Genomic DNA, 15,368 nt, shown 5'->3' with positions numbered 1-15,368 from the left:
AAAATCTTCAATCGTTAATCATCATTCGAAAATCAATAGTTATCATGATACATACACATATTAAAAAAGCGATCGTACTGGGTTCGGGTGCCCTGAAAATTGGCGAGGCCGGTGAATTTGACTATTCAGGTTCGCAGGCATTAAAAGCGCTGAAAGAAGAAGGAGTTGAAACGGTTTTGATCAACCCGAACATTGCCACCATCCAGACTTCGGACAACATTGCCGACAAGATTTACTTTTTGCCGGTAACCCCGCATTTTGTGGAAGAAGTTATAAAAAAGGAAAAGCCACAAGGGATTCTTCTGGCTTTTGGTGGCCAGACTGCGCTTAACTGCGGAGTGGCACTTTTTAAATCGGGCGTACTCGAAAAATACAACGTGGAAGTTGTGGGAACTCCGGTGCAATCGATCATCGATACTGAAGACCGCGACATTTTTGCCAAAATGTTGGCAGAAATTGACGTAAAAACACCTAAAAGCATTGCAGCTGCTAACATGGAAGAGGCCAAAGCGGCGGCAAAACAAGTTGGGTTCCCGATCATTATCCGTGCTGCTTACACCCTCGGAGGACTTGGTTCCGGCTTCTGCGAAAACGAAGAAGAACTGGTGAAACTCGCAGGAAGTGCTTTCTCTTATTCCCCGCAAATCCTGGTAGAGGAATCGATTAAAGGCTGGAAAGAAGTTGAATACGAAGTAGTACGCGACAGATACGACAACTGTATCACGGTGTGTAATATGGAGAATTTCGACCCGCTGGGAATTCACACCGGAGAAAGTATTGTGGTAGCACCTTCGCAAACGCTTTCCAACTCGGAATACCATAAACTGAGAGCAATCTCCATAAAAATCATCCGCCGTGTAGGTGTAGTGGGCGAATGCAACGTTCAGTTTGCTCTCGACCCGAATTCGGAAGACTACCGCGTAATTGAAGTAAACGCACGTCTATCCCGCTCTTCAGCACTGGCCTCAAAAGCAACCGGTTATCCGCTGGCATTTGTGGCTGCAAAATTGGGGCTGGGTTACGGCCTGCATCAGCTGAAAAACTCAGTAACTAAAGTTACCACTGCCGCTTTTGAACCCGCACTCGACTACTGTGTGGTAAAAATCCCGCGCTGGGACCTGAGTAAATTCGTAGGCGTTTCCAAAAACATCGGTAGCTCAATGAAATCAGTGGGCGAAATCATGGCCATCGGACGTACCTTCGAAGAAGCCATTCAGAAAGGTATCCGCATGGTGGGACTCGGCATGCACGGATTTGTTGGCAACCGCGAAGAGATCAACATCCAGGAAATAGAACAAGAGCTGAGCAACCCGACCGACCGCAGGATCTTTGCCATCGCCGAAGCTTTTAACAAAGGCTACTCAATCGACGAGATTCACGAAAAGACCAAGATCGACCGCTGGTTCCTGCAAAAGCTAAACAACATTTACAAAATAAAACTGGAACTGCGCCAGGTAAACGAACTGGAGCAGCTTCCGACACCTCTGCTAAAAGCGGCCAAACAAGCGGGTTTCTCCGACTTCCAGATTGCCCGGCTGGTGATCAAAAGTTCGGTAAAAGAAATTTTCAGCGATTTACTGCGTGTCCGTGATTACCGTAAGGCAAATGGCATTGTTCCAGTGGTAAAACAGATCGACACACTGGCTGGCGAGTATCCGGCTCAAACCAATTACCTGTACCTGACGCACAACGGTACCGAAAACGATGTTCATTATTTAGGAGATCATAAATCGGTAATAGTCCTCGGCTCCGGTGCTTACCGTATCGGAAGTTCGGTGGAATTTGACTGGTGTAGCGTAAACACTATCGACACTATTAAAGAGCAGGGCTACCGCGCGGTAATGATCAATTACAACCCCGAAACGGTGAGTACCGACTACGATACCTGCGACCGGCTTTATTTTGATGAGCTGAGTTTTGAGCGCGTAATGGATATTTACGACCTCGAAAATCCGCACGGAGTGGTAGTTTCGATGGGAGGACAGATTCCAAACAACCTGGCAATGAAACTCCACGGGCAGAATGTTCCGGTATTGGGAACTTCGCCGGTTAAAATCGACAATGCGGAAGACCGCGAGAAGTTTTCTTCGCTACTGGATAGCCTGGGTGTAGACCAGCCACGCTGGGCACGGCTTTCTACCATCGAAGACATTCACAAGTTTGTGGACGAAGTGGGCTACCCGGTGTTGATCCGTCCGTCGTACGTACTTTCGGGAGCCGCCATGAACGTGGTTTCCAACCCCGATCAGCTGGTACACTTCCTCGAAATGGCGGCTAACGTATCGAAAGAACATCCGGTAGTAGTAACAGAGTTCATCGAAAATGCCAAGGAAATTGAAATTGACGCGGTGGCCAACAACGGAGAAATGATCGCTTATGCCATTTCGGAACATGTGGAATTTGCCGGGGTGCACTCGGGAGATGCCACCATCGTGTTCCCGCCACAGAAACTGTACGTGGAAACCATCCGCCGGGTGAAGAAAATTGCCCGTCAGATTGCCAAAGGTCTCGAAATTACCGGGCCTTTCAACATGCAGTTCCTGGCTAAAGACAACGACATAAAAGTAATTGAATGTAACCTGCGTGCTTCGCGAAGCTTCCCGTTTGTATCGAAGGTAATGAAGCTCAACCTGATTGAGATTGCGACCAAAGTGATGCTGGGAATCGATGTTCCGAAACCCGACAAGTCGCTGTTTGAACTGGATTATGTGGGAGTAAAAGCACCTCAGTTCTCGTTTGCACGTTTGCTGAAAGCCGACCCTGTACTGGGTGTGGATATGTCGTCGACCGGGGAAGTAGGTTGTATCGGGGAGAATTTCTACGAGGCTATCCTCAAATCAATGCTGTCAGTAGGCTACAATTTCCCGAAGAAGAACATCCTGATCTCCTCCGGACCTTCACGCGGAAAACTGGAATTGCTCAACAGTGCCCGGATGTTGGCAGAGCGTGGCTTCAACATTTTTGCCACCGAAGGAACACACAAGTTCTTCCGCGACAATGGCATCGAAAATACACTGATTTACTGGCCCGACGAAGAAGGACAGTCGCCCAATACGCTGGACTACATTAAACAGAAGAAAATCGATCTGGTAATCAACATCCCGAAAAACCATACCAATCGGGAGTTAAAAAACGGATATACCATCCGTAGAAGTGCCATCGACTACAACATTCCGCTGATTACCAATGCCCGTGTGGCAAGTGCTTTCCTTTACGCAATTTGCAAATACACACTGGAAGATGTCAAAATAAAAAGCTGGGACGAATACAAATAGTATCAGCCAAATTGCAAGCAGAAAAAAGCTCCGGTCAACATTCGTTTGACCGGAGCTTTTTCAGTTTTACCAACTCTTAGAGCAGCCTAAATTGAGCTTAAAGACTCGTTCTTTATTTCAATCAATACATAAAGAACGAGTCTCTTTTGTAAAATAAATTCCGAACACAAAGCAACCATTTCCCAAGCAAATCCATCTAAGTAAAAAATCTATCATTCAAAAACTTGACTATGAAACGACCATGACGAAGAATTGCCACAAACAGGTATAATTAAAATCATGGGAGTTCCATCGAATACTAACTAAATAAACAATTTTAATGAGATGAAAACAAATGTTACGCTTCTTCTTGTCTTCATGATTATGGGGCTGCTAAGCTGCCAGCAAAGCAACGACGACGATCAACCCGAAACCAGGGAGCCCAAATCCATCGTACTTCCCGACTACGCCACCGAGGTGTTAACCAGAAGCAACCATTTTGGCGTTTCGCTTTTTACAGAGGTAGCCGGTGAAGAACAGAAAAACATGATGCTTTCGCCCCTTAGCGCCAACATAGCTTTGAACATGGCCATGAACGGTGCTGGTGGCAATACTTTTACGCAAATGCGCGACATGCTCGGCTATAACAACCTGACTCAGGAAGAAATAAATGAGCTTTACCAAACACTGGTGGAGCAATTACTTGAAGCCGACAACAAAGTGACGCTTAACCTGGCCAATGCCATGTTTTACAGAAATGGATTTCCGGTAAAACCTTCGTACAAAGAGGCCATGAAAACCGATTACCAGGCAGATATTGAAGGAGTCGATTTTAGCGACGTGGTCAACACCTTAAAACGAATCAACGGCTGGGCATCGGATCATACAAACGGAAAAATCGACAAGGTTTTAAATGAAATTTCAGGCGCTGCAGTAATGTTTCTGCTAAACGCAGTGTATTTTAAAGGCGACTGGACACAGCAGTTTGAAAAAGATGCTACCGAGGACTTGCCTTTTACACTCAGCAACGGAGAAAGCATAGATGTTCCTACCATGTCAGGGAGAATTCCGCTAAGAAGATACAACGGAAATGGATTCTCGGCATACGAACTCAGCTATGGCCGCGATAATTTTGTAATGGACCTTATTTTACCCAACGAAAGTCTGCCCGGAATGCTACCCATATTTACCGGAGAAACCTACGAAGAAATCACCTCGGGACTCGACCAGCAGGAAGATAAAATGGAATACAACGTACTGTTGCCGAAATTCAAATTCAAGTACGAGAAAAAACTGAATGAAAGCCTCACAAATCTGGGAATGCAAGATGCATTTTCCCCAAACGCGGCTGATTTCTCAAACCTGAGCGATGTTGCCACGTTTATTTCTTTCGTAAAACAAAACACTTTTGTGGATGTAAATGAAGAAGGGACAGAAGCTGCTGCCGTTACTACCATCGGATTCGAATTAACATCAGTAGGCGGAGGAACACCTACCGTATACTTTGACAAACCGTTTATTTTCGCCATCCGCGAACGAACCACCAATACGTTGTTGTTTATTGGTACGGTTTATAACCCATTGGATGAATAAGCCCCCAACACCCTAAGGCCAACATAAAAAAAGCTCCGGTCAAACGACCGGAGCTTTTATTTAATTCAGATAGATGTACGTTTCCCACTTTTTGGATTTTCTGAAGACGGTAAACGTCTTGTCAGAAATCCCGGAATGCAGGCCGATTTTTGCTTTCCAAACCGGACCCCGTTCCCTGGTTTCTAATTTCCTGTTGTTTGTTTTCATGTTTTCTATTTCATCACATTGGCTCAATATACAAAATCTACCCAAACATAAAAGAAATACAGCCGATTATTTTCCTCAACCGACTAAAAACAAGCCTATTCGGTAGATTTCACTTCGTAGCCACGCTTTTTTACAGCTTCCTTAATATCGTCGAGTTTCAACACCGAAGCGTTGTATTTCACCACGGCGGTTGAATCACTGAGCGTCACCTTCACGGCTTCAATTCCTTCCAAACTGCCGATCCCTTTTTCCACTGACATCACACAATGTTCGCAGGTCATACCGCCAATACTCAGCGAAACTTCCGTCGCCTCGGCCGGAGTTGCCGACTTTGTATCCGTCTTCTTTTCTGCCGAACCACAGGCAAACAGACCAATGGCAAGCAGTAAAAACAATACTTTCTTCATTTCTGTTAGTTTTTGATTTTTATTCTTATTCGTTCAATCGACTACTTAATTACCGGATCAAGAATCTGCAGGTTTTCGGCACTGGCATCTCCCATCACTTCCTTCACCTTTTTCCCCATCAATTTAGAAAAAAGTCCCGAGTTCAACATCGACACATAGGTTTTTCCACCTTTTTCGTACACTGCAACCCGGCACGGCATTAAAGCAGATACCATTCGCTCGTCATCGTCGCTGAGAATTTTGTAGGCATGTTCCGGCTTACACAGCGAAAACACCTTTACCGGTTTTACTTCAAATCCGTTCTTTTTCATGGTTGCCTGCAAATCGTACACATGCGGCATACTCCATTTATTTTCCTGAACCGATTGAGAGATGGCTTCCACCGTTTCGTCAAAACCAAGTTTGCTTTCGTTAATTACAAACATTTGCCGGGGTAAAACCACCACGATCAAAATAACCGACAGGCCAATTCCTACAAGTAATCCTGTTAAAAACATAGCTGCTCCTTTCTTCATATTTTAAAGTTCATTGATTACGAAAGAAACAACTGTTTTTGGACTTTTGTTCGATCAACTACATTGACACGTTCTCCAACGCCCCGAACTTTCTTGTCCCAAAACGATTGAGAGCCAGTTAAAACTAACCGGCTCCCTCTTTAATACAATCCGTCGATTGATAAGTATCTTTCCCCATGGTCGTACGAGAAGGTAAGAATCCTTGAGCCTTTGGGCAGTTCCTTGATTTTCTTGGCGACTGCTGCCAGCGAAGCTCCCGAAGAGATCCCCACAAAAAGCCCTTCCTCTTTAGCCGCTCTTTGTGCGTATTCAAAAGCCTCTTCCTTGCCCACTTCAATGGTTCCGTCGAGCAACTCTGTATTCAGGTTTTTCGGAATAAAGCCTGCCCCGATTCCCTGAATAGTATGTGGCCCCGGATCTTTTCCGCCAATTACCGGGCTGGTATCGGGTTCTACCGCAAACACTTTAATGTTTGGGAATTTTGCCTTTAAAACCTCTGCCACTCCTGAAATATGGCCACCGGTTCCCACACCCGTAATCAGGTAATCAAAACCTTCCGGGAAGTCGTTGATGATTTCCTGTGCCGTGAAGTCGCGGTGAACAGCCACGTTGGCCGGGTTATCAAACTGCAACGGAATCCACGAATTCGGGATTTCAGCCGAAAGCTCCTGGGCTTTGGCAATCGCTCCCTTCATTCCCTTTTCTTTGGGAGTAAGTTCCAGTTCGGCACCCAAAGCAGTCAACACACGACGTCTTTCGAGCGACATCGACTCGGGCATGGTCAGGATCAGGCGGTAACCTTTCACCGCAGCCACCAGCGCCAATCCGATACCCGTATTTCCGGAAGTGGGTTCAATTATTACCGAACCTTCTTTCAGAATGCCGTTCTTTTCGGCATCTTCGATCATCGACAGCGCAATACGGTCTTTGATGCTTCCCCCCGGATTTGTTTTTTCAACTTTTACCCATACCTCGTATCCTTCGGGGTACAATCGGTTAATCTTCACATGTGGCGTGTTGCCAATCGTTTCAAGAATGTTTTGTGCTCTCATCTTGTTAATTTTAATTTCTCCTTTACGGATTAAGATGCCACCTTTCCTTTGGTCTGCCGACTGTTTGGAACCTGTTTCATCTTGTTCTATTTTTTGAGTTATATGTTTCTTCCCAATAAATGCCAATAAAAAAGCCTTCCCGTTATTCGGAAAGGCCTTGTTATCGTCACTCGACTAAGTTCAATTTACACTACGACAATACCTTTCCGGAAATTTCCGAACAGCAACACATATAAGTATGGTACATGATTATTGTCATAATTTGAGCAATATAGGTAATTTTTATTAAATCTAAATAACACACAAAGGATTATCCTTCTTTTTTTGAGATTTTTTAATTTTTATACCGCAACCACTTGATAAGCTCTTTCAAATTCACCTTTTTCCCGTACATCAGCAAACCTACGCGGTAGATTTTCGCAGCGGCGTAAATGGCTCCCACGGTTGCCAACACCAACAGCGCCATCGAAAGCAGAATTTCCCAGGTTGGCAAACCATAAGGAATACGTGCCATCATAGCAACAGGCGAAGTAAACGGAATGATCGATGTCCAGAATGCCAGCTGTCCTTCGGGATTTTTGGCAATCGGAAACAGCAACATGATCGAAAGGATGAGCGGGAAAGTCACCGGGAAAACCATCTGCTGCGAATCTTCGTCGTTGTCGACAGCGGCACCAACGGCGCCCAGCAACGAACTGTACAAAAGGTAACCGGCTAGGAAATAAAATACAAACGAAAACAGGATCAGCGGAATATTCAGGTTACCGATCATTTCCATGATTTCGTTCACCTTATTGGGTTCGGCAGCCTGTGCCATGGCGGGGTTCATGCCACCCTGCGCTTCCATGAGGCTTTGCCCCATTTGCTGAGCGGCTTCAGGTGCAAAAAATCCCTGCACTACAAAAAGTCCGATACCGCCCAAAGCTACCCAAATGGCTACCTGCGTTAATCCAACCAGCGCCGTACCGATGATCTTTCCGGCCATCAGCTGCGAAGGTTTTACCGACGATATGATCACCTCGATAATGCGGCTTTTCTTTTCTTCCATCACGCTGCGCATCACCATGGCACCGTACATAAACACAAAAAAGTAGATGATGATCCCCATCGCATAACTGGCAATAAATGCCACAATCGATGAGCTTTTTTTGGCCTCTCCTGACTCTGACAGTTTTAAGGTATTCAGCCGGACCGAAGTACGCGTTTGTTTCAGCCGCTCGTCGAGGTCGGGAATACCCGAATCATCGATCACCTTCTGCCGTTTGTCGTTCTCGATAAAGCGGCTCATCCGGTGCTCAATCTGCTCGGTCAGCTCCAGGGGCAACTGTTTTTCTGATACCAGCTGCGCCTGGTTGTTGGTGTAAATATTTCCGGGAATATACAGCACCGCATAGTAGCCACTGCCCTTTAACTTACCTTTTAGTTCGGTGTATTCTTCTTTCGGAACAAAGTGGTACTTGGTAGCTCCCTGGTCTCCGAACTCGCCCAAAAATAGCGACGACTCATCGTATACTGCGATTGTTCTTTCCTGCGTGTCGTCTTTCACCGAAAAATAGATCACCAGCGCATATACACCGGCAATCAGAATGGGCATCAATATCGTGAGAATGATAAAGGATTTCTTTTGGACCCTTTTCAAATACTCTTGTTTCAGGATTAAAAATGTATTGTTCATTGTTCTTTATTTACTTCATGAAGTGGTAATATTCGAAACCGTTTCTCACTTTTTGTTGGCGTTCTGAACCGCTTTGATAAACACGTCGTTCATGCTTGGGATCACCTCCTCAAAAGCACTTAATTCCACTACCGGCATCAAGGCCTGCAACAGGTCGTTGTTTGAGTTGCCGTTCAGGTACTGGATTTTGAGGGTGTTCTCTTTCTCCGTTTCAGCATGGCCGATGATCTCGTACTGAGCACCCAGCACTTTTTCCACATCGGCAAATTGTCCGCGGTAGCGTACGTCAAAAATGTTCGACTTGTATTTTTCGCGGATCGCATCGGTAGGACCATCCTCGATCTTCACCGATTTGTTGATCAGTGCAATGCTGTCGCACAATTCTTCCACCGAGCCCATGTTGTGAGTCGAAAAGATAATGGTAGCCCCCTCGCTCCGAAGGTTCAGGATTTCTTCTTTCAGAAGATTCGCGTTAATGGGGTCGAAGCCGCTGAAAGGCTCATCGAAAATCAGTAGTTTGGGTTGATGCACCACCGTGGTTACAAACTGAACTTTCTGTTGCATCCCTTTCGAGAGCTCTTCCACTTTTTTGTTCCACCAGGGCATAATGTCGAACTTTTCGAACCACTTTTTGAGGTTGCGAACCGCATCTCCGCGCGACATCCCTTTCAATTGTGCCAGGTAAATGGCCTGGTCGCCGATCTTCATTTTTTTGTACAAACCCCGTTCTTCGGGCAGGTACCCGATCTGCGAAATATCAGCGCGGGTCATTTTTCGCCCGGCTAAAAATATCTCGCCCTTATCCGGTGCGGTAATCTGGTTAATAATGCGGATTAGCGTGGTCTTCCCGGCACCGTTGGGCCCCAGCAAGCCAAAAATGCTTTGCTCTTTTACCGAAATGCTTACATCCGACAGGGCTTTGGTAGAGGCAAACACCTTCTCCACATTCCGCGCTTCAAATAATTCCATATTGATTTTTATTGAATAGTATTTCTTTTACCGTACAAATTACGGCTTTGGTATAGATTATTAAAGAAAGCTGCAAAATAACAATCTCTGAAAAAATTATCGGTCAACGGGGCAATTTAGCCGACAAATGCTGAGGTGCGAGTGTTCTTATTTAACATTTCCTTATTTCGTTGCTCATAAAGTGGTTTTGTATATTCAACTGTTTTAGAATTGGACATTGTCTACAGGGATGTTTACCACATCACAAAAACAATCCCATTGGGATTGGATTATAGTAACACTCACCAACGACAAAAAAGGAAAGCTTACTGTAACTACAGTAAGCTTTCGAATGTAAGATAGATAGTATTATTACTCTTCAATAATTCCTACCTGGATATTTTAAGAATCATTCCTCTGAAATGGATCCATTATTTATTGCATCGTTGTATTCAGTCTCTTTTAACGGAATCTTCCACGTCCATTCGTTTCTATCAGCCGGTCCATAAGTAACTGCCAAAACAGATAAAAAATTTCCTCCATCGTCATATGATTTTCTGTCAATGCTGTCGCCCCATCTTTTCAGATCGAACCAATCAAAGCCTTCCCCCCATAATTCTACTGCACGATAAAACTTGATCTCCTCAAGTAAATTATCACCAGCCGCAGTGCATTCATAAGAGGGATCACGTTCGGAGTCCCTGATTAATGCATTTAAAGCGTTTCTTGCCCCATTTTCATTTTCAGAGAAATAAGCAGCTTCTGCTTCAATCAGGTACATCTCAGAAGAACGAAAATGATTCAGATTTCCAACTCCCGGAAGGTCTTCAGCTTTAATTTTAAACTGCATGTAAGCAAAAGCTTTTGCTGTTGAATACAAATCTGGATATTTTTCAAAAGCTACTGCTTTTAGCGCATTTCCAGCCTGCCCGGTAGTAGAAGAATACGAATAATCTTCCGGATCTAAAAACATTTCTTTACGAATATCAGTTCCGGGAATTTTATCATATAATTCTTTACTAATGCATTTTGGATAGTTACGCACGTTGCTTGCGTTTGAATTATAGGCAATGTAGGCAAAATAGGAATAGTAATACAATGTTTCATCAGGGGCTCCATAGCTGCTCCAGATCCATTCAGTGGTAGGGGTATAAAACCCCGCCTTATAGTCACTGTTGCTCATAAGTGGATAACCGTCACGGGCTTTCGCGGCCATCGTACCTGCAGTACCATAATCCTGCCGGGTAATAGCAGCTCTTGCATAAATGGCATAGGCTACATTAATATCAGGATCGTAATTAAATTCTCGGGTGTTGCCCGACGCAGTATACAGCGAGATTGCCTCGTCCAAGTCGTCATAAATACGTTTATAGGTTTCTGCCAGGGTTGAAAGAGCCATATCCCCGATCGATAAATCAGTACGAAGTACGATTCCGTCTGTGGCACCATTTTGAGAATCCATCCACCGTTTGCAGTACAATTGAGCTAACATTAAAAAACTATAGGCACGATGTGTCAATGCCTGGGCCTTTATAAACTGACGATCAGCTTCTGCTCCTTCTGCATCATCGATGTATTCGATTATCGAATTGGCATTTCCTATTAACTTGTAATAGTAATACCAAGGATAATAATCATAAGTGGAAGAAGTGTTATCGTGGTAGTTTCCATTAATTACATTTGACCAACCAGATAAATTGACATAAAAATGATTTCCCGGATAGTTCCCAAAATACATTTTTATTGTCCCCTCTCCATTAAAGCCCTGTGATCCTAAATACTGAGTAGTCATCATTTTGTTCAGCCCGTTAATAGCCAAAGCTGCGTTTTCGGTTGTCTCAAAAACTGTAGATGTGGCTGTATCGGCTGTTGGTCTGGTATCAAGATAATCTTCAGCGCATGCTCCCAATATAAAAACGATGAAGACCAACCATATATATAAATTTATCTTTTTCATCTTACTTAAATTATTGATTCGTTTATGGTATAATGTGGAATTAGCATATCGTTTACCCAACGGAGATACGCGATTATATTTCTTCGGATCCATGCTTTCCATATTTTGATTTTTTGCATTATTACAGCTTGACATTAATTCCAAGAGAGAATACCCGTGCTGTTACAAACGCATTGTCATTAATTCCGCTAAATGACTGCTGAGGATTCATTCCCTTCAAAGAAGTGAAAGTAAATAAATTCTCAACTGACAGCCCAACAGATAAACCAGTGATATCCAGCGCACTAGTCACGTGTTTCGGGAAGTTATAATTTATTCCCACATTTTTTACAACCAGATAAGAGGCATCTTGCAGAAAACGACTCGATGTTGCATTGTTTTTAGAACTCAGGAAATAATCAATAACAGGTATTCCATTGGGGGAAATCCTGTTCTCTGCATCTGCAGTCATTCCGGCAGGAATACCATCCCATGAATTCAATACGTCTTTATGAATTGCACTGGGAGTAGCACTCACTGACATTAGACTTTGATAAGAATAGTCGAGCGTTTTTCCTCCAACTGAGTAAGTACAAAGTATCGAAAAGTCGAAGTTTTTATAATTTAATGACGTAGAAATATTTCCAAATACATCAGGCATCGCGCTCCCGCTCCAATCTTTTTTAGCATAAGTAGTATAAGTGGTGTAGTATTCGTCATTGATCAACACCAAGTATTCGGCAGGAATTTCATTCTCGCCTTCCTCCACTCCAATTGTATAGTCTTCCAGGTTTGGCAGATACAACGAATTTCCAGTCATTTGATCCACCCCAACAAACTGGTACATCCAAAAATCATAAATGCCATGGCCTTCCATATATTTCTTTGTTCCGCTAATGATACCATTCTCTCTGTTTTCTTCGGGCAGTGTAATAATTTTGTTTTTTAACAAAGTTGCACTGGCTCCAACATTCCATGTTAAACTTTTACTTTTTATCAAATCGGCATCAAAACTAAACTCCACTCCGCGATTAGAAACAGAGCCTATGTTTTTTGAAATGGTTGCCTCGGCGCTGGAGCCCGAAGTTGCACCAGCAGAAAGTGGAAGGTTTACATCAAACAACAGATCGTTTGATCGTTTATCAAAATATTCAATTGAAAAATTCATACGGTTCAATAGGTTACCTTCCAAAGCAATACCAAAAGAACTCAAAGTTTCCCATTTAATATCAAGAGCTTCATTCTGCGATTTATATACAGCTCCCAAATTGGCATTCTGATCCATCTCATAAAGCGCCATGTAACCATAATATCCGACACTGGCATCATTACCCACTTCACCGTATGACACTCTCAGTTTCAGGTAATCTATAGTATTTTCATACGGTAGCATAAATGGCTCTTTTGAAATTAACCAGCTAGCGCCAACCGACCAGAAATCTCCCCAACGTTTATCCTTGTAAAAACGTGATGAGCCATCTTTCCTGAAGGACAATTCCCCAAAGTATTTATTATCATAATTGTAGCGTACACGTGACAAATAGCTTTCAGTACGATAATTATTCTGATATCCGTCAAGCGCTGTAATCTCGGTAAAATTTATCAACTCGGGTCCCCCTGTAAATGTTTCTGTAGTTTTATAGCCATAGGTATAGGCATAATTATAATTGTAGTTTTCGTGTCCGGCAAAAACATCTACATTGTGGTCTCCAAATTCTTTTACCCAAGTTAACTGTTGCTGGAAGGTATAGTTTTTATAACGGTAAAATATCCGTTTTGCACGGCCATTATTACCGGCTCCGTTTCCAATGGTCGCGTTATCATAGGATTGATTTTCTGAAGCACGAACATTTAAATCACCCTTTACCGAAAATTTGAAATCTTTCAAGAAGTTAATATCCATATAAGCCATTCCTTGCAAGGTACTCCTGTAGGTGCGATCCATATTCAGCTCATTTTCCCAAATAAGATGCCGGTCAAGACTTTGCGGCCTTGAATACTCACTACCAGAGTCATATATTTTATTACCACTGTCATCTAAAATATACTCGCCTGTAGCCATGTCATGAAAATACACGGGATAAATAGGAGCCATATTTCTTGCCATGTAAAATGGGTTTACAAAAGAACTTGAACTACTTGCGCTTCCCGAGGTGTTATTTGCCACCTGATAAGATCCCGATAAATTAATACCGGTTTCGATCCATTTTCGTGGAGTTATACTCAAATTGGCACGCCCGGTAAACCTATTAAAATCAGATGATTTAACATACCCCTTTTCATCGAGGTATCCGGCTGAAAAGAAATAATTGCTTTTATCGGTTGCCCCCCGGCCACTAACTGTATAATCTTGCCTGTACCCTAAACGTTCAACATATTTATACCAATCCAGGTCATCATATCCGGGATGTATTTTTGCCCCCGATACCAATTTCCCATCTGTAGTGAAGAGTGCATCGTCGGCTTTGTTGTAAATATTGTATTTAAGATATGTATCAATTAATGTTGAAGAAGCCTCCAGATTGGCAAGCTCGGTGGTAGGATAGTCCTCTGGTTGATCACTCATCAATGAATTTCTGTATCCTTTCCACATTATTTCCATAAAATCATTGCTCCCAACTCGTTCATATTCTTTTATTCCCCTGGTATATACGCCTTGATTTATATTAACATCCATGGATACACCATGCCCCCGTCCTTTTTTCGTAGTAATAAGTATTACACCATTCGAGGCGCGGTTTCCATACAAAGCTGAAGAAGCTGCATCTTTTAGAATACTTATATTATCAATGTCTTGCGGATTTAGATCCGAGATGTTTCCTCCAAATGGCACTCCATCGATTACATACAGCGGACTATTAGAGCCATTAACAGAGCTAAACCCCCTGATTCGAATGGTAGGATCAGATCCAGGCTCTCCATATGTATTATTGATTTGTACTCCCGAAACATTTCCTTCCAAAACACTGGCAACGCTGGATACGGGCCGCCGCTCAATTTTTTTCTCGCTAATAGTGGATATTGCTCCAGTAAGCGACTCTTTTTTTGCGGTACCGTAAGCAACTATAAGTACCTCATCCATTCCGATCATACTTTCAGACAATACTACACTTAGGGTAGTTTGTCCATTCAGCATTATTTCCTGAGATTCCATCCCAACGAACGAAACTACCAAAGTTTGAGTTCCGTCAGGAACGGTGAAGCTAAATTCTCCATTAAAATCAGTAACGGTTCCAAGTGTTGTTCCTTTTACAAGAACAGAAGCTCCGATAACCGGTTGTCCGGAAACGTCTAATACAACACCTGTAATTTTTTGGGGTTGTTGTTCTTCTTGTTTTTCCAGCGGAACTTTCTTGGTAATAAGTATTTGTTGATCATAAACGGCATAGTTCACATTTTGCCCTTTTATCAACTCATTGATAAGACTTGCAATGTCAGCATCCTTAACTGAAAAAGACAGCTCTTTGCTTACATCAAAATCAGAGTCCCGATAAAGAAAAACATAGCTCGTTTGATTCTCAATTGTCTGGATGATCTGTGAGATCTTCCGGTTCTGAAAATCGAAATTCATGCCTGCAGGCTGGGAATAACCAGCCCCGATGGCAGTGAAACTCATGGCGAATGTAAATAATAAAGTTAATCGCATTACTAACCAGATTTTTAACTGACTACACCTTTTCGGGAAGCCATGGTTTAAAATAAATTTCATAAGTTTGTTATATTAATTATTACACTTAATGTACTGTTAATTAAACAGTACAGCTTTCGACAACCGGAGAAT

9 protein-coding genes are annotated in these 15,368 nt (G+C 43.1%); 2 read left to right on the top strand and 7 right to left on the bottom strand.

The annotated features are described in order from the left end of the window. The first annotated feature begins 44 nt into the window (after nucleotides 1-44). Both carB and INQ51_RS18150 read left to right on the top strand, forming a co-directional pair. Complete coding sequence (gene carB / locus INQ51_RS18155) at nucleotides 45-3,275, top strand: carbamoyl-phosphate synthase (glutamine-hydrolyzing) large subunit (RefSeq protein WP_233379374.1); 3,231 nt, start codon at nucleotides 45-47, stop codon at nucleotides 3,273-3,275. 324 nt (nucleotides 3,276-3,599) lie between these two features. Next, entirely contained in the window at nucleotides 3,600-4,847 is a 1,248-nt protein-coding gene (locus INQ51_RS18150; protein WP_233379373.1) for a serpin family protein, read from the top strand. A gap of 302 nt (nucleotides 4,848-5,149) precedes the next feature. Here the strand turns inward: INQ51_RS18150 and INQ51_RS18145 are convergent, their stop codons facing one another. The 7 genes from INQ51_RS18145 to INQ51_RS18115 form a co-directional block, all read right to left on the bottom strand. After that, on the bottom strand, nucleotides 5,150-5,461 hold the full coding sequence (locus tag INQ51_RS18145; protein ID WP_233379372.1) for a copper ion binding protein: 312 nt from the start codon (nucleotides 5,459-5,461) through the stop codon (nucleotides 5,150-5,152). 41 nt (nucleotides 5,462-5,502) lie between these two features. Beyond that, nucleotides 5,503-5,976 carry a DUF302 domain-containing protein gene (locus INQ51_RS18140; RefSeq protein WP_233379371.1) on the bottom strand — a complete coding sequence of 158 codons (474 nt, stop codon included), beginning with the start codon at nucleotides 5,974-5,976 and terminating at the stop codon, nucleotides 5,503-5,505. Between the two features lie 140 nt (nucleotides 5,977-6,116). Next, nucleotides 6,117-7,028, bottom strand: a complete 912-nt coding sequence (gene cysK, locus INQ51_RS18135; RefSeq protein ID WP_233379370.1) for a cysteine synthase A — start codon at nucleotides 7,026-7,028, stop codon at nucleotides 6,117-6,119. Between the two features lie 334 nt (nucleotides 7,029-7,362). Further along, nucleotides 7,363-8,703 (bottom strand): ABC transporter permease, encoded by a 1,341-nt coding sequence (locus tag INQ51_RS18130; RefSeq protein WP_233379369.1) that lies wholly within the window; start codon nucleotides 8,701-8,703, stop codon nucleotides 7,363-7,365. Nucleotides 8,704-8,748: 45 nt separating this feature from the next. Further along, entirely contained in the window at nucleotides 8,749-9,672 is a 924-nt protein-coding gene (locus INQ51_RS18125; RefSeq protein WP_233379368.1) for an ABC transporter ATP-binding protein, read from the bottom strand. Between the two features lie 388 nt (nucleotides 9,673-10,060). Then, entirely contained in the window at nucleotides 10,061-11,608 is a 1,548-nt protein-coding gene (locus INQ51_RS18120; protein ID WP_233379367.1) for a RagB/SusD family nutrient uptake outer membrane protein, read from the bottom strand. Between the two features lie 121 nt (nucleotides 11,609-11,729). Next, nucleotides 11,730-15,233, bottom strand: coding sequence for a SusC/RagA family TonB-linked outer membrane protein (locus tag INQ51_RS18115; protein WP_233379366.1), 3,504 nt, complete (start codon nucleotides 15,231-15,233; stop codon nucleotides 11,730-11,732). Nucleotides 15,234-15,368: the final 135 nt, after the last annotated feature.

The organism is Maribellus sp. CM-23 (assembly GCF_021354595.1).
Lineage (GTDB): Bacteria > Bacteroidota > Bacteroidia > Bacteroidales > Prolixibacteraceae > Draconibacterium.
The sequence above is the reverse complement of the archived record's forward strand: the minus strand, read 5'-3'. Positions and strand labels throughout refer to the sequence as shown.

What these genes read in the sequence shown, in the direction of transcription:
- carB (WP_233379374.1), top strand. Translation starts at nt 45, where the DNA reads ATGATACATACACATATTAAAAAAGCGATCGTACTGGGTTCGGGTGCC.
- INQ51_RS18150 (WP_233379373.1), top strand. Translation starts at nt 3,600, where the DNA reads ATGAAAACAAATGTTACGCTTCTTCTTGTCTTCATGATTATGGGGCTG.
- INQ51_RS18145 (WP_233379372.1), bottom strand. Translation starts at nt 5,461, where the DNA reads ATGAAGAAAGTATTGTTTTTACTGCTTGCCATTGGTCTGTTTGCCTGT.
- INQ51_RS18140 (WP_233379371.1), bottom strand. Translation starts at nt 5,976, where the DNA reads ATGAAGAAAGGAGCAGCTATGTTTTTAACAGGATTACTTGTAGGAATT.
- cysK (WP_233379370.1), bottom strand. Translation starts at nt 7,028, where the DNA reads ATGAGAGCACAAAACATTCTTGAAACGATTGGCAACACGCCACATGTG.
- INQ51_RS18130 (WP_233379369.1), bottom strand. Translation starts at nt 8,703, where the DNA reads ATGAACAATACATTTTTAATCCTGAAACAAGAGTATTTGAAAAGGGTC.
- INQ51_RS18125 (WP_233379368.1), bottom strand. Translation starts at nt 9,672, where the DNA reads ATGGAATTATTTGAAGCGCGGAATGTGGAGAAGGTGTTTGCCTCTACC.
- INQ51_RS18120 (WP_233379367.1), bottom strand. Translation starts at nt 11,608, where the DNA reads ATGAAAAAGATAAATTTATATATATGGTTGGTCTTCATCGTTTTTATA.
- INQ51_RS18115 (WP_233379366.1), bottom strand. Translation starts at nt 15,233, where the DNA reads ATGCGATTAACTTTATTATTTACATTCGCCATGAGTTTCACTGCCATC.